This window comes from Pseudobdellovibrionaceae bacterium (assembly GCA_020635075.1).
Lineage (GTDB): Bacteria > Bdellovibrionota > Bdellovibrionia > Bdellovibrionales > UBA1609 > JADZEO01.
The window spans coordinates 109,425-125,850 of record JACKAM010000001.1 but is presented as its reverse complement, the minus strand read 5'-3'; the positions used below and the strand labels follow the sequence as shown (position 1 = coordinate 125,850).

Below are 16,426 nucleotides of genomic sequence, written 5' to 3'. Positions count from 1 at the left end.
TATGAGATTGGGATGGAAAACTGTATCCATTGTTGCTGCTGTGTCTACAGGATTGATCGCGAGTGGTAAAACCACACCGACGCCCGCGCCAACCGATGAGCGTACCGTCGTGACAATGAAAGATGACCGAGGTCGCTTGAGAACATTCACTGAGGCCAGTCCAAGTGAAATTGCTGCGATCTTTGATACACCACTAAATGATGCCAACGCCTTTGTTATGCGCGCCCGCAATGCGGACTGCAAAAAGGTGGATCAGGATATTGAACTCCAAGCCGGCTATTTGATGGAGTTACCCTTTATCATTGAAACCCTCAATGATTCCAAGGTACCCGTTTTGTCCGGCTCTCAAAAGGAAACTCTCAGTCGAGTTCCCTTATGCGAACCTTACCTGATGGATCTAAAGATCATCGCCAACCAGCTCAATGGTTGGAAGTTGGAAAAGAAGGAAACGCCCACTTCCCTTGGGAAGGAAAAACAGGATTCAGACCTGGGAGACGATTCCTAGTTTAGATTGAAGTTTGGTTTTGTGACCTGTTGATAAGTCTTTATGTGGGGACGGCGCCAGGACGGGGCCAGTCAAAAAGGGGCAAAAAAAAGGAGCCAAGATGGCTCCTTTTTTTATGTTCAATATCTAAAATCTTGATTACTGAGCTCCGGATGTCCCACCACCGCCGGCCTGCACACCTGCCAAGGGTCCGCAGCCCACCATGGTGCCACGCTGACAGGAACGTTGGATCACCTGGGAGTGGATGCGGAAATTGCTGTGCCCAAAGGAGCTGGCTATTCCCACTTGATTGGCGCCCACTCTCTGCCCAGTGGTATTGGCGGCAAACACAGAACCGCTCCCACTGCCAGTTTCATTTCCACCGCCAAATCCGGGGAAACTACCCTGGCCACCATTACCGCCGACACCATTTTGACCATTTTGTTCACCTGACGGCTGACGCCCAGGTGAAGAGGTGTTGTCCGAATAGCGCTGACTCGGATCTACATTGGAAGTGGTGCTCCCCGCTCCGGCTCCGCCCGCTGGCAATACCGCCTTCGGCAGCGGATTACTACCGGGTGCCGATCCATACTGGTTTTGATAAGCGTACAAGGCTCCACCGTTGGCGGTACAGATAGGGTCGTTGGTACAAAGAGAACAGGAGTTGGCCAAATCCTCAGGCGAATATTGACCAGAGAAGTTGTTAGCAAGTTCGCGACAACTGGGACAGTTATTGCGATTGGCGCTGTCGCTCTGTGAACAATAGTTGTGAGCCGCCTGTTTGCGACAGAAAGCCGCATTGGGCTGAGTGGTCCCGGTGCTATCACAATAGTGAGAAGTAAAGGCCGAGCAGCCAGTGGCAGTCGGGTCTTGATCACACTTCACAAGAAAGGACTCCTGACAGTTCGGCAAGGTCGCTGACTCTTCCGAGTCACAAGTGTTGCTGGCGCTTTCGTCGTCGTCATCGTCGTCATCATCATCGTCGTCGCCTTTTTCACCATCCTTCTTGCCTTTTTTGTAGCCTTCTTTTTCGCCCTTTTTCTTACCAAACATATAGCCGGCCAAACCACCGACACCGGCACCTAAGGCACCGGCCATCCAAGGGTTCATGCCGTCGTCCTCTTTTTCACCCTTTGCTCCGTCTGGGCCACCCAGTTGGGGGTAGTTTGATGCTCCTGTCGCGGCTACTGATCGGGTCTTATCACCAACATCTCCATACTGTTGACCTGCTCCACCCATATGAGCTGTTTGTCCGCTAGATCGTTTTACGATATCGGCAAAATACTCACCGCAGACATTAGCCCCTTCCGACGCCACCCTCGCATTTGTCGATGCCGCTTCTCCATCAGTTTTACACTGAGCCGCCTGTTGAGATGTAGAATTAGCACAAGGAACCTTGTCTTGAGCCATTTTACTTAGTTTCTGGGAAGCCTTTTGGCATTTCGAGACACAATCCCTTCCGGCAGCTGTACACTCTTGAGCTAAGTAAGCATTTGATTGCTTACCAAAATCCGATACACAACTACCTTCACCAGAATTGTTATTGATTCCTGATCCAGAAGAGCAAGCTGGAAGGGCCCAAGATCCTAGAGCATTCACATTGGCATTGGTTTTCACAATACATCTGTTGTAAGCTTCATACCCAGCCTTCTCACAATCGTTTTGGTAAACCTCTTTACCATAACCATTTGCGTTCTTGGGCATTGCGGGAGGAGCAATTCCTCCACTAGTTTCGGGGGTCTCCGTCGCAACAGCCTGGCCTGAAAAAGAAACGAACACCAGGGCAAAGCAAATAGCAGCAACGGCCTTCGCCCTACACACATTAAAAGGGACTAGGGTTTTCATGAATTTTCCTCCACCGGAAAAAATTCGAAACTTTTAGCGTCAAAGGTCAGAATTTGGAGAGTCATACCTTGCTCTATATATATCGGAGACGGCCAATATGACTTTAGTTGAGACACCCTCCAGCCAAAATTGTATCATATTAAAGAGGCAAAAATGGTCACCGAACTTGCGGAGTGTCTCACTCTGATACAGATTTTCGGGGTAGAAATGAATGATTAAGAGTCTTTAAGGTTACTGTCGAACTCTTGCCATCTCTAAAAAGCCGAAGTAGCCTGCAACAATATGGGAACACTCTTTGCCTTTTTAACCAGTGAGGATCTTTCGACCCCAATCCGCGAGGATCAGCTGCTGATTAAGGCCATGAATCATTTGGGCCACCAGGTGGACTTTGTGCCCTGGCAAAGGCTGGAAAACCCCAGCCAGTACCAAGGCGGAGTTTTGGTCCGCACCACTTGGGATTACACCGAACACCTGGATGACTTTCTGCAGACTCTCAAAGATGTGGAGTACTCCCAGGTTCCCCTCTACAACCCCTACCGCCTGATTCGCTGGAACGGGACCAAGTCCTATTTGCGAGATTTGGAATTGGAAGGGGTCAATATCCCATTGAGCTTTTGGTTCGAAGATGTGAGTGAAGTACAACCGGGACTGCTGTGGCCGCCGGGAAGTCCAGCCAAGTCCTGGGTGTTGAAACCCCAGGTTTCAGCCGGTGCCCGTGGCACTCACCTCCTACACCAGATCGAGGACTGGGAGAAAATCAAAGAGTCCTACCAAGCGCAGGACTGGGGTCCTTTTATGATCCAGGAGTATCTGCCCGCAGTGGCGGATCAGGGGGAGATTTCCCTTGTCTATTTGGGAGGTGAGTACTCCCACGCTGTGCAGAAACGCCCGCGCGGCGGGGACTTCCGCGTCCAGGAGGAGCATGGGGGACACACAAAAATTTTCACTCCCGACACTCAGCTCATTCAGCACGGTCTTAACATTCTGGCCCTCCTCGAAGAGCGCCCCCTCTATGCCCGAGTGGACGTCATTCCCCACCCGGATCAACTCAAATGGCTCCTAATTGAGCTGGAGCTGATCGAGCCCCAGCTCTTCCTCGACTATGCCCCGGAAAGTCCGGCTCGACTGGCCCATTTGCTCCACCAAAGAGCTGAAAAGCCCGGGAAATAATTCCTGACCCCTATTGAAAAGATCCCAATTTTCCCTCTGAAACTGGCGGCTTGGGCCCTGGTGAACTATCAATTCCTTATCAACCAAAATTGAAGAAGGGGAACTCCATGATCCGCCGTCTCTCCAAGCTGGCCTTGATCGCTCTACTGTTTGGACTTGTTGCCTACATTGAGGCCCATGCCGCTCCCCCCACCCGTCGCCCGGATCTACCGACTCACGATGGCGTCTGGTACATCGGCGGCTACCTTCCAGAAAGTCCCGACAAAAAAGTATGGGTGCGCATCAAGGACGACACCATCACCGGTGTCCTTAAGAAAAAGCCCCGGGCCTCAAGCAAAACTTTAGTGATTGAAACTGACGACTGGCTGTTTCCAGGTTTGGTGGATCTTCACAACCATTTGCTCTACAATATTCTACCCCTGTGGCCCGAAGCCAAAGGCCAATTCAACAGCCGCTTTGAGTGGCGCAGTGAATATGCACCCTATGCCCAGGTCAAAAAGCGCATTCGGCCCTTTAAAGACAAACCCTGTGCCGCCACCCGCTGGGCGGAACTCAAAGCCGTTGTTTCTGGTGTGACAGCGATCGCCGGCGTAGGTGGCATTTCCGCTTGGGACTGTGCCCGCAACTTTGGCCCCCTCAACGTGGAGATTCCAGGTGAATTGGGCAAGAACCGTGGTCTTAAAAACTCATTTGAAGTTCTCCAGCCGGCTCTGGTTGGCAAAGTTTATCTCCGCCACATCCTTCCGCGCATCAAGTCCGGCATGACCTACGATCAGGCCTATGAAGTCTTTGTCATGGAACACGAATTCGACAAATGGGTCAGCAGTTTTCAAAACCAACCTCACACGCTAGAGAATGGCGCTATCCTGACCTTTGGCTCTGGAAAAGGAATGATTTTGGCAAAGTCCCTGGATGGACAAAACTTTTCCTCAGTTAAGAAGGAGCAGGAGTTTCTGCGTTCCCAACTGGAAGCCAGTCCATTTTCTTTCCGTAGCCGACAGATCACCGATTGGATTTCATGGATGTACGGAGACTCTCGTAAGAGTGGCTACTTGAAAGCCTCGCGGACAGAAAATGAGGCCTGGCGCTACATTGCGGAAAACGGCGTCTATGATCTTCCCCGTGCAGAACGCAAATATGCCGGCGGCTTGGAGCAGACTCGACGGGATATCATTGCCCGCTTGCGAGACCCAGATGCTCTCCCCTTCGTCACTCACATCGCTGAAGGTCATCCCGACGATGACTACACAAAAAATGAATACGACTACTACCAAGGCATGGACCTGGCCCAACCCGGCACCATTCTCGTTCACGGCGTGGGCATGACCGAAGAGGACTTTGCCAATGCCGCGGCCAACGACGTCACCCTGGTGTGGTCGCCCTTTTCCAATCTGCTCCTCTATGGCGAAACCATGAATATCGAAATGGCTCTAAAAAAGGGCGTCAACGTGGCCATGGGTCCGGACTGGTCGCCCACTGGCAGCAAAAGTCTTCTTGATGAAATGCGCCTGGCCTGGGAATACATTCGCGCTAGAGGCCTCAAGGTTCCAGCCAAAGCCATTGCCGACATGACGACAGTCAACGCGGCCAAGGCCGTGGGACTGGACAACTATGGATTAATAAAAAAAGGCCACTGGGCCAATCTCACGGTCGTCCGCCGCCGCAACCAGCCTCTCTATGATGACGTCGAGTGGACGGGCTACCACGATCTTGTGACCTCATACCAACGGGATATCCAGTTGGTGGTGATCGCCGGTCACCCCATGTATGGGGAAATCGAATGGATGGCTCAGGTGCAGAAGAAATTTGGCACCGCTGACAGTCTGGAGCTATTGCCCTTTAAAGGAGCCCAGGTGGGTGAGCCCTGTGAAAAGCAGAAGGCCTTGTGGCTGCGTGAACTCCCTGAGCCGGATCTGGATTCGGCACAAGAACTCCAAGCTCACTTGCAGGACAAGATCGACTCCAACTTTGGCGGCTCAGCCGACCACTGGACCCTGGACACCCTGTTTGCCTGCGAGGACAAAGTCTATCGTGAGCGGTTTTTCACCTTCATTCCTGAAGAGTGGCCGGAGAACAAGAAACTGCGCAAGGACCGACGCCGGGAGTCCAACCTAAAGGACAATTGGCACCCATTTGACATGATGATCTGGTAAAGAGCTTCCCAGAGCCATAAGGCTCTGGTAGGCAGCTAGGTGTGGAAACCGCAGTAGAGGGGAAAATCCGTGGATAGATTTATCGGGGTCGCAGGAATTATTGTTTTTGTTTTGTTGGCCTTTCTGTTGTCCGAAAAACGCAACAAGATCTCCTGGAAGCTGGTTGGCTGGGGAATGATCCTGCAAGTGGTGTTAGCTCTTTTGGTCCTGGGAATTCCTGCTCTCGGCTACCAGGGACTTCTTCACGACCTGTTTGTCTGGGCCAATGATGCTATCATTGCCCTGCTCAAGTTCACCGAAGAAGGCAGCCGCTTCATCTTTGGTCAACTTCTCGATTTTGAAAAGTCGGGCTTTATCTTTGCCTTTCAGGTTCTGCCCACCATTATCTTTATGGCCTCTCTCATGGCGATTCTCTATCACATGGGAGTCATGCAAATCATTGTTCGCGGTATTGCCTGGGTCATGCAAAGAACCATGGGAATCAGTGGGGCAGAGTCCCTGTCGGTGGCCGCCAATATTTTTGTCGGACAAACGGAGGCCCCCCTCGTGGTTCGCCCCTATGTGGCCACCATGACCCGCTCGGAACTCTTGGCGGTGATGACGGGCGGAATGGCCACGGTTGCCGGTGGTGTGATGGCAGCCTATGTCATGCTGCTCAAAGATCGCATCCCCGACATTGCCGGTCACTTGCTCACTGCCAGTGTGATGTCAGCACCTGCAGCTTTGGCTATTGCCAAACTGCTCATTCCTGAAACAAAAACACCTGAGACTTTAGGTTCCATCCCCAAAGGTTCCAAGGAAAAGGTAGATCGCAATCTCATTGAGGCGGCAGCCCGTGGTGCTGGAGAAGGCTTAAGTCTGGCCCTCAATGTGGCGGCCATGCTGTTGGCCTTTATCGCCCTGATCGCCCTGATCAATGCTGTGTTTAAGACTGTCGGGGTATGGATTGGATTTGAAACCTGGGGGGTCGACGCTGTCCCTCACCTGATCCGCGGCGACAAAGTGCCTGAGCTGACTTTTGAAGTGGTGCTCGGCTGGATATTTGCCCCCATGGCCTGGATCATGGGCATTCCCTGGGAAGAGGCCGGAGTTGCCGGCACCCTGCTTGGGGAAAAGATTGTTCTCAATGAATTCGTCGCCTATTTGCACCTCTCTCAGCTGGCCAGCCATCTCAGTGATCGCTCAGTGGTGATTCTCTCCTACGCCCTATGCGGATTTGCCAACTTCTCGTCTATTGCCATTCAAATTGGCGGCATTGGCGGGATCGCACCAACTCGAAAATCGGACTTGGCAGAGTTGGGAATTCGTTCTGTAATAGGGGGAAGTTTGGCCGCTTTTCTTACGGCCACCATTGCAGGAATCTTAATTTGAAGTTTTGCCGATCTTTTGGCCTCTTGATGTTACTTACCTTTGCGGCACCTTCCTCTTTAGCCGCCGGTGTCTCTGAGGACCCAACTTATGGACTCCAATATTGTACTGACAAGGAAGACCTGAAAATCAAGGATCTACGTCCCCAAGAGGACGACCCTGCCACCCAATTGGAAAAAACGCAAATCCTCCCCGCCAACTACGGTCCCGCTTTAGTCGCCGTCGTTGCCCACGGTCTAAACCTGCGTCCGAGCAAGATGGCCGACGTCACCTCGGCTCTCAGAACCCTCGGAGCCGAAGTCTATCAGGTGGGGCTACCTGGTCATCGGGGATACCTTCCTGACGATGGCAGCGACCCCTACACGGCCTGGATGGGCCACTTAAGAGCCACTTTGTGTTTGGCCTCTCAAAGTGCCCGCAGTAAATCAGTTCCTTTGGTTTTTGTGGGCTTTTCCCTTTCAGCAGCTCTTTATCTGGACATTGTCGGACAAAAAACCGAGTCGCTGTTCAAGGTGGACTCCATGGTGCTTTTTGCGCCAGCCATTTCCCTGCGCTTTTACTCTTATTTTGTGAAGGCCTTTTTTCTATTTGGCGATGAGTACTATCTCAACAGCTGGAGTCCGGCTGCCTACCGTTGGCACCCAGGCGCAAAGATGAAACACTACCGCAGCCTGTTTCGCTCCATCGACAGCCTTCACCATCATGCAGATTCTGATTACAATATTCCCACCCTGGTAATGATCGATCCCAAGGACGAATTGGTCAGCCCTTCAGGCATCAAAAGTTTTATAGAAAAACACAAGCTGACCAATTGGCAGCTAAAAGAGGTCTCCAATAAAGAGTCCACTCTCAAGGACAAGATCCATCATTTGATTATCAGCCAGGAAGCGGTTGGCCCCAAGACCTGGACCCAAATGCGCCGGGATCTGCTTACTCACCTCTACCAAACCACCGGCCTCGGGGACCCGCCCCTACCGCCAGGTTTTTAAAAACGGACCCCTTAATTGTTGGTCTCACTCTCCACCACCCCTGCCAGCTAAAAACCCAAGGACCCCTGTCGCCGGGCTGCGAAGGCCTTGGTCGAAGACATTTCCAGAGCCCGATCTGGAAGCTGCCGGACTCCGGAGGATCAATGTGCTTAAAACCGAGTTCGGCTTGGTGCTGCGCTCTGAGCGAGAGCGCTGCTGCCAAACGTATGTCTGAGGTTTTAAGCGTATTGATCGCAGGAGTTCGGCCAGCCAAGACAGGGTCTTGATGCTGAGATCAGCAATAAAGGGGCCGGATTTTACCAATTACCCGCGGACGGCTTCTGTCCACTCGGCAGGAGCAAATTTCTTGGCCGCTGCCCAAATTGCGAAGAGAACTCCGCTGTAGAAGAGGTTACCCAACAACTCGTTGTGGAAGAAGGGAATGGCCATCACATAGGATTGGACCAATCCAGCTCCAGTGCGGGGATAAAGCCCAGCAAAGGCCCAAACGAAGAAGTTGGAGAGGGTGAAAAACACCAAACTGGAAGACAGAATTCCAAAGGGAAGACGCTTGGCCAAAGGAGCTGCTCCTTCACCCTTACTGCCCACCCAGCGGCCGATACCAACGCCGGCAATGAGGCTCACATACACGGGCAGCATTTGGTCATGAAAGCCCAGTCCAAAATCAGAGATCAGCATGCCGAGAGCGGGAACCACCAGTGCCCAACGCAGGTCGCGGAACAATGCACCGGCAAAAAGAGCCATCGCCATCAAGGGTGTGAAATTAGGCGGATGAGGAAGCCAACGACTTGCGGCTGCCAACAGGACAAGAGCACTCAGAAGAAAAATACGATAGGACTTATTCATGACCAGTTCTCCTTTAGCCCCCAAAAATAAGTGAGCACCCCCCAAGAGTCAACGCGCAGCAATCCCCACCCGAATCTAGAACACCGCCCCATAACCTCCCCTTCACAGATTGGTCAAAAAGGTTCCTAATTGTTGATCCAAAAAATCCTTTATCAGGGAGCCGGTCCTTTGCCGACCATTCTCCGTAAATCCTCACGCGCCTTTCGGGCGCAGGCGCGTCTTCGGGTCGCATCAGCTTTGCTGCTGCGCCTCGGATACGCCCATGCGCGACGGCGGAGGATTCGGATTCACGGAAATGGCTCGGCAATCGGACCTATTCCCGGACAAAGGCAGCACACAGTTTTGTGGCTCAACATTTGAGAACGCCAGGTACAAAGCAATTGCCATTTCCGAGACTGAGGGGCCGGGCTCCGGAGGATCAATATGCTTAAAACCGAGTTCGGCTTGGTGCTGCGCTCTGAGCGAGAGCGCTGCTGCCAAACGTATGTCTGAGGTTTTAAGCTTGTTGATCGCAGGAGGCCGGAAGCTCAATAGAAATGCCGTGATTCCGAGGCTGGTCAAAAGGGTTCAGATCCAAGGCAAGCGGGGTCGAGCGAGTGCAGGCGTACTTACTGGTACGTTGGAACGAGCGAGAGCCCGCTTAACGAAGGAGATGGACCCTTTTCACCGGCCGAATTAGAAGGAGTAGGAGGCGCCAACGGACCACTCCGTCACCATCTCGTCGAAGACCACCAACTCCAGCCCCCCCATCTTCTCCACCTGGCTGTCCTGACCATAGCTGGCTGACAAGGACAACTTGTCGTTCCAGGCATAGTCGGCACCGAGGCTGAAGGTATAGCGGTGGACAGGAGGATTGCGCAATCCCAAGGCACTAAAGCTGTTTTTAAAGCCCACCTCTTCATAGACCAGGTAGGAATACCCACCTGATCCCGAGAGGCTGATCTTATCGTTGAGCTTGTAACCTGAAGACAGTGACAATCCGGTAGTCCAGTGGCGCAAAGGACGACCGCCATTGGCTCCATAGAGAGTTGGTGTCGTTTTGTAGCGATTGAGATAATAGGTTCCAAAGACAGTTGCACCCAGAGTCAGCTTGTCATCAAAAAATTTGTCGGAAAGCTTAAACGAGAGACCTGGCTTAGTGAGAATATCGGCCCGTTGAGACAACTCTGAAGTCGGCAAAGTGAGCTTAAACTTTCCACTCAGGCTCATTCCGTAAAAGTCCTTGGACAATGTGCGCGACAAGGCAAAGGATGTGTCTGACGACTGAAATTCGGACTGACCTTGGTACACGTAAGACAACTGGGTGATCCCTTGGATCACACTCAATGAAGATGAATCCGACAACTTATAACCCGCAGACAGTTCATAGAACATGTAAGGGTCAATGTCGTCACGGAAACCACCATTGTATGAGGCCGAGACGCCAGCGGACCAAGGAGACTTGGGCTCCTCGTCCTTTTTCACTTGGGTCTGCACCCCAGCAGTTGTTTCGGGAGCTGGCGTTTCAGCAAAAGCCGATGATGCCAGAAGGCCGAAAATCGCCACAGTGGAAAAAATCAATCTCAAAATCGTCATTCAAGCCTCGAGTTGAGGGCCTCCGGCGCTATCAAGAACCGGGAGGCCAGCTAAACAAACCCTCAGATCACTGACACTCAGGAATCTTGCGGTGAACAACCAGGTTGTACAACCGGAAGATCTCCAACAAGTCGTCTTTGTCCGTGTTCTGGCTACTGCCAAAACGCTTCGCCTGCTGGATCATGTTCCACATGATATTAAAGGCTACTGAGTTACGAGTCTCATGAGTAACATAGTACTTGCCATCAACCCGCACGATTCCCAAGCGGGCCGTACCGTGACGGAGACTGAAGTAGTCATCCTTAATGGCATTGGGACTCATTTTGCTCATGTCGAGCAAAGTTGAATCGAGAATCTCAGGTTCAGCGTCCTCTTTCTCAGGATCAACAAAGGCATTCGGGTCCACGCCCAACTTGGCCTTTAGGGTTTCCGGAGAGTAACAGGCCACCCGCAGCTTGTGGATCAACTGAGCATTGCGCAGGTTGGTCAGGTTGTAGGCGTTCAATGCGTACAGAGTCCGACCAAAACCAATAAACCAAGGCTCCATGTCCACACGCTCAGTGAGCATGTTTTCTAGGATCTTCTCCATGAGGTTACCAAAATCGCCATACATACCGTCGTCATCCTGGATGTAGCTCAGGAAGGACGCATAGGCCATGTACTGGTTCGGGTTGTAAGTGAAGCTCTCGTCACCCATGAGGAAGAGCATGGCAAAGATCTTATCCCAGATAATACCAATGCGTGTCTGCTCACCGGTGAAGGGGCTGAACTCGTCCCGCCAGTGACGGTCCGAGGAACTCTGCTGGATCACCGAGTTGTAAAAGGCAATCACAAGCTTCACTGCCTGAACCATTTCCTCGCGGATGGGTTCAGAGATTTCGCGAATTTCTTCGGTCTCATCGATTCCAAGCTTAGTACCCAGCTTGTCTTGGATATTGTTGTCATTAAAAGCCGTCCGCCACAAAAGCAGGAACTTCTTCATCTGGAACATGGTGCTGAAGATCCGCGAAGGATAGCCCAATGTGTTCCAGTAAGCCCTGTCATAGCGCAAGTTGCTTGAACGATAACGATCTTCGTAGGTTTCAACTAGTGACTGAACAATCTCTGTCGGAGTGGAACCATGGTCCCACACGTTACACATAGCATTCAGCACCCGGTGTTCATCGGTGCAGAACAGATACTGGGTATGGTTCTTCTTAGAAAGATCAATCTTTTTACCCGGATCATCCGAGCTGTAAGCATAGACCAGAGCCGCCTCATCATAGGGTTCCCAGTCAAACTGCAGATGCATCTCATCACGCAAAGACAGATACTCCATCACCGAAGAGGTATTCTGAACATAGTGATGCTGAACAGGCTCTCCGTTGGGACCTTCGACCATCAAGGGATCTCCTTTTTCGTCAAAGGCGGGGATCGGCGGACGCATGTTTTTCTTATCCACAGAACCATAGAAATTATGTCTCAAATTCAGGTTATGACCAAACTCATGTATGGCCACACGATAAAGAAGAGTCTCCAAAATCTGCTTGGGAGACTTTCCATCCAACAACATCTTCATGCCGTCGCTAAGCGCGCTATCAACCGCGTAAACAGTGGTGTCGCGCACGTGGCGGTGAGTGTCCTCATGAATGGCACGGCGAGCCCAGAGCTGAGTGGCCTTTAAGGCCTCGATGGCAGCACCACGGTCACGGCTCATCAGCTCTTCCAGTTCCTTCAGATCTTGAAAGCGAAAGACATCCTGGTCCACGGCTACTGAGGTGGCAGCCACGTTGGTGCTCACCTCTTTGCCGAGAGCACCCGGGTAAGCCCGATTACCGCCATTTCCATTGCCAAAAGAAGAGCGCCAAGTGAAGCGCGCCCACCCTGGGTAGCCAAATGTGAATTCAGGCAACAATGCGCGGAAGGCATCACCGGACTTAGTTCCCGACTGAACAGCCGCTGCAGTTTGGGTCCAAGTCTTGTGATCATCCTGCTCCAGAGCTTTCTTCATTTCACGGAAGATGCTCGATTTTGCATAGCGGTCTTCTTCATGTTTCACCTGATCCTTCAAAACCTTCAGATAAAACTTCAGGTAACCCGTCCATAACATCACGTTACCAGCGACGATTTCACCGGTGAAAGGATTCGCATCAGTCGGACCATAGCCAAGCGGTGCATTGTCATCGATCTCTTCGATCAACTTGATGAAGCTGTACCGTAGGTCTCCAAATTTTTTATCTCCGGCATCCTCAATTGTAAATCGTGTTTTCAGGCCGTTACGTTCAAACAACTTGTTGGTCTTGGCGATCACACCGTGCTTCGGGTGATTGAAGATCCACTTGTACTCCTCTGGAAAGTCATCGGCAAAATAATAGGTGTGAGTCTTATCTGGAGCCCAGCGATTCATCACAATATGGTTTTTGAAGCGACCATCTTCAGGGTTGATGCTCTCGACCACGGTCTGAAAATAACCGTACTTGGACATGAGAGGATCTTCTTCACCCGCATAGACGTAAGGCTTGTAGCCGGTGTCTTCCATGCGCTTAAAGGAATAGGTGTAATCCACAGTATATGAAAACAAACCCCGTGCATGTTTGCGAATCTCATCGGAACATAAGCCCACCTGAACGTAGTCCGTGCGAATGGTAAAGGAAATGTAATCCTCGGAGGTCACTAAGGACTCGGGCAAAAGATTAGCATCAGCCTTCATCCAGCAGTCAAACATCTGGGCCATGGCGATCTGATAAGGAAAGCTAGCCGCCTCCTTAACATTCGAGTTGGCCCAGTTGACGGTGAAAAAGTTCTTTTGCTCCCAAGGTTTGTAAGGATCTTCTTCTTCAACATTGGATACCTTACCATCGGATTCACGCAGCCTTAACTCAGAGTGTTTAATCGGCCAAGAGTTAATCAGGTTGTCTTCAGCCGCCCCACCTCTTTGATAAGGAGTAACAGCCGAATACAGGCGTAGACTATCCTTGGTAAAGTCAAAATACCCGGCCTTCAGATCACTCTGCCAGCCAACAAAGGCAAAGCCACCGGCTTCACTGGTTTTGGTCACCGTGGTCTTGGCCAGCCAAGTGGTTCCCTGACGACTCTGTCCGTTCAATGGCGAGATATCCTGAGTTCCGGTAAAGAAGGGCTTAAACAGACGCTCCTTCTCGGGATCGGGCTTCTTCTCAATCGGACGCTCTTGAGCACAGGAGGCAAGAAGAGCCAGAACGGAAATGCTGAGAATTAATTTAAAAGATTTCACTGGGCACCCCCTACCTTCTCTTCGGGTCTCTTGTAGATCGTCAATCCTCCCAGCTCACGATCCATTCCGGAATCGTCCGTGTCGTCAAATGACAACAACATGCGCTGGTTGGGGAAGTAGTAGCGAACATTCAAACCCGATCCGTTGGGATCAAGTGGCGAATCAAACTTACAGCCCTGATAGTCCCTGTAGGCTCTTTCATCTTCAGTGAGGGCATCTTCAACAGGGTCCATGGTTTCACCACTACCCTGGGCAATGCGCTCCATCTTTTTAAGGATCCGCAGGTCCTTTTCTTTGGCCTTGATCGACTCGATTTTGGCCTTCTCGGTGGCTTTCAAAAGACTGGCGACGAAGTGAGTGTCCTTAACACCCAGATCAGCCCTAAAGTTGGGCAGACCGCACAGGCCTTCGATTCCTTTACCGTTGGTACCGATGGAGATGGCATCAATTTCAAGAGTGAGAACCTGTTCCTCACCTATGCCTTCACTTGCCACGCGATGAAGTCCAAGACCCAGATTTTCCGTACCCACGGCTTCCATGATCTGGTCGCCCTCTTTCAGCTTGTCGCCATCCAGGTACTGCAAACGCATTTTAGAAGTGGGATCATAGGTGACACGGGTCTCGATGGTCTTGCCATCTTTTTCAACCACCAAGGTCGCCTGCTCGCGGCCCAGGTCGATGTTCTTAATCTTGACCTGGTCACCCAGAGCAAAGCCGCCCATCTTTTGCGAACCAGCGACAATCGGCTCAAAAGTGGCCGGTACGGTGATTTCAGCAATAGGATTGGTGATCTTCTCAAGACTCAAAAAGATATTGCCGGTCTTCTCGTCCAGCTCATAGGCGTAGTTGATACCTGATTTCTCGGCCGGCTGCCAAGCACTGACAAGACCTGCAAAGGTGCGGTTAGTGCCCTGAGCATCAAAGCCAGTGAAGGACCACAAGAACTGCTTGTCACCCTTGTCCATGGTTCCGGTCTTGGCCTTCAGAACTTGATCCTTATCGGCCTGGGCCACTGGCTGAGACGACATTTGACCAATCAGCTCTAGAGCCAGTTTTTTAACCAGGTCCTTCTGCAGCTTGGACTCTTCTTTAAGGAAGGGAACCTTGGTGGCCAAACAAGCTGAAGGTTTGCGTTTGGCCACTTCAGCTGCCAGACGCTCTTTTTCTTTTTCCGCGTCACTCACTTCGTTCATGATGCTGACGGCATCGTTGAGAGTGACGGCACTGCGTGCTGAGAGAGCCATCATCGTTTGACTCATCGGTTGAAAGCTCGCCTCAGGTGCCGCAGCCGCATCAGGCTGTTCTTCACCACAACCAAGAGAAACATCCAAGCCACCGTCCAGATTCTTGGTTAACTTTAGTTGTTTGCCGTTGAACAACAAGGAGTGCTGAAAGTCCTTGGTGAAGTAGAGGCCGTTGAGTTTTTCGTCGGCACTGGGGAAGAAGTAATTGCGATCAAAGCTCGACTTACTGATCACCACACCCAAGCCCTGAAAGCCCTTAACAAAAGCTCTGGTGCTGAGGGTGTTATCGGTGTCGGTGCCGGCTTTCTCTTTGGCCTCGCCCCAAGACATTCCCACGCCAATTGAGTCAGCAGGAGTGCCTTCACCGGCGGGGATCAGAATCTTAGCCTGGATCAAATCCGCATCATTGGCAAAATTGCCTGGATCTTCAGCCTTCAGCAAAATGATACGGAACAATGAACGACGGTCGTCCTGAGAGAACAACATCACCGCGCGAGGCATGCTGAACTGGAGGAACTGCTGTCCGCTATCGTCCACTTGGCAGACGCCCGCTTTTAAGCAGTCAAAGGAGGGATCTTCCACCTTCTCAAGATGACGGTAGACCTTTTTGATCAGTTCTTTTCCGCTAGGATCGCCAACAAAAAGGTCAGCCAGCTCGTCCGCAATATTAATCAGACGGGGCTGGTTACTCGCATCTTTCAAGCCAAGGTCAATGCTACCCAGGTAGCCTGGATTAAAGAAGATTCCAAAGGGAGTGCGTGGCTTGTCCTTGCGCCAGTAGACCCAAATGTTTTCTTCATAGGCGGCCAAGCCATCATCGTCCGGACCATAAAAGGGCTTGGACAAGATGTCTTTGGATTGACCGTATTCAGTTTTGAAGGTGATGCCCCCACCACCGCCATCGACGCCATAGACGATGGGCTTTTGGGAGTTTTCCCGAATCCGTCGGACTTTCTCCTCGGGACTGATATCCGTGCCATTTCCGGAAATGCCCCCACCGGGATTGGTAGGTTCACCCAGCTTTTCTTTGGTCGGTACCTGATTCAGATCCCGCTTAAACTGGGGAGGCGGATCGGCCTGGTATTGTTTTGGTGTTTTATTACAGCCCGTCATTCCGAAACTTGCTGCCAAACAAGCCAGGAGTAAGTGCTTATGCAACGACATGTAGAGACCCCCAAAAGGTTTCTGTGGTTCGGTTCGCTTAATTTTCAACTTCCCTTAACTAAATCGTTTTCCCTTTTAGTCTTACCCAAGTGGGATTGCGCAGAGTCCTCCGGAGACCAAATGACACTGGCGCCTCCGAAGTCCAGCAACCCACGTGCCACAGCCTTACCACGCCGCAGTCCTCTATATAATTAGGCTTGTAATGATTATCACCGCGATCCGGGGGCGTTTTGGGACCGATCCCACCCCATAAGGTGAAAACAGAGAAGTTTTTCCAATTTCAGATCTTAACAGGGCCTTTATGCGTCCACCGCCCCCAAACCCTTCAAATCCCAAGGCTTCAGAAATCTTTTCAG

At 51.5% G+C, this 16,426-nt stretch carries 10 protein-coding genes; 5 read left to right on the top strand and 5 right to left on the bottom strand.

Features of this window, described 5'->3' with window-relative positions; translation table 11 throughout:
* Position 1 precedes the first annotated feature (1 nt).
* Positions 2 to 505, top strand: a complete 504-nt coding sequence (locus tag H6624_00545; GenBank protein MCB9082796.1) for a hypothetical protein — start codon at positions 2 to 4, stop codon at positions 503 to 505.
* Between the two features lie 138 nt (positions 506 to 643).
* Here H6624_00545 and H6624_00540 read toward each other — a convergent pair whose 3' ends face one another.
* Positions 644 to 2,329, bottom strand: coding sequence for a hypothetical protein (locus H6624_00540; GenBank protein MCB9082795.1), 1,686 nt, complete (start codon positions 2,327 to 2,329; stop codon positions 644 to 646).
* Between the two features lie 282 nt (positions 2,330 to 2,611).
* On the opposite strand from H6624_00540, the gene H6624_00535 reads away from it, so the two are divergent.
* The 4 genes from H6624_00535 (at position 2,612) to H6624_00520 (ending at position 8,009) form a co-directional block, all read left to right on the top strand.
* A complete protein-coding gene (locus H6624_00535) occupies positions 2,612 to 3,499 on the top strand; it encodes a hypothetical protein (GenBank protein MCB9082794.1) in 888 nt (295 codons plus the stop codon).
* A 107-nt stretch (positions 3,500 to 3,606) separates the two neighbouring features.
* On the top strand, positions 3,607 to 5,652 hold the full coding sequence (locus tag H6624_00530; protein ID MCB9082793.1) for an amidohydrolase family protein: 2,046 nt from the start codon (positions 3,607 to 3,609) through the stop codon (positions 5,650 to 5,652).
* Between the two features lie 69 nt (positions 5,653 to 5,721).
* Complete coding sequence (locus H6624_00525) at positions 5,722 to 7,023, top strand: NupC/NupG family nucleoside CNT transporter (protein MCB9082792.1); 1,302 nt, start codon at positions 5,722 to 5,724, stop codon at positions 7,021 to 7,023.
* Positions 7,020 to 8,009: a hypothetical protein gene (locus tag H6624_00520; GenBank protein ID MCB9082791.1), complete on the top strand. Its 990-nt coding sequence runs from the start codon at positions 7,020 to 7,022 to the stop codon at positions 8,007 to 8,009. The genes H6624_00525 and H6624_00520 overlap by 4 nt, the downstream gene beginning before the upstream one ends.
* A 303-nt stretch (positions 8,010 to 8,312) precedes the next feature.
* Here the strand turns inward: H6624_00520 and H6624_00515 are convergent, their stop codons facing one another.
* The 4 genes from H6624_00515 to H6624_00500 all read right to left on the bottom strand — a co-directional run bounded on the left by H6624_00515 (position 8,313) and on the right by H6624_00500 (position 16,070).
* On the bottom strand, positions 8,313 to 8,855 hold the full coding sequence (locus H6624_00515; protein ID MCB9082790.1) for a hypothetical protein: 543 nt from the start codon (positions 8,853 to 8,855) through the stop codon (positions 8,313 to 8,315).
* Between the two features lie 675 nt (positions 8,856 to 9,530).
* Positions 9,531 to 10,430: a hypothetical protein gene (locus H6624_00510; GenBank protein MCB9082789.1), complete on the bottom strand. Its 900-nt coding sequence runs from the start codon at positions 10,428 to 10,430 to the stop codon at positions 9,531 to 9,533.
* A 67-nt stretch (positions 10,431 to 10,497) separates the two neighbouring features.
* Positions 10,498 to 13,662 (bottom strand): hypothetical protein, encoded by a 3,165-nt coding sequence (locus H6624_00505; protein MCB9082788.1) that lies wholly within the window; start codon positions 13,660 to 13,662, stop codon positions 10,498 to 10,500.
* Positions 13,659 to 16,070, bottom strand: a complete 2,412-nt coding sequence (locus H6624_00500; GenBank protein ID MCB9082787.1) for a hypothetical protein — start codon at positions 16,068 to 16,070, stop codon at positions 13,659 to 13,661. Before H6624_00500 ends, H6624_00505 begins: the two co-directional genes overlap by 4 nt.
* Positions 16,071 to 16,426 lie beyond the last annotated feature (356 nt).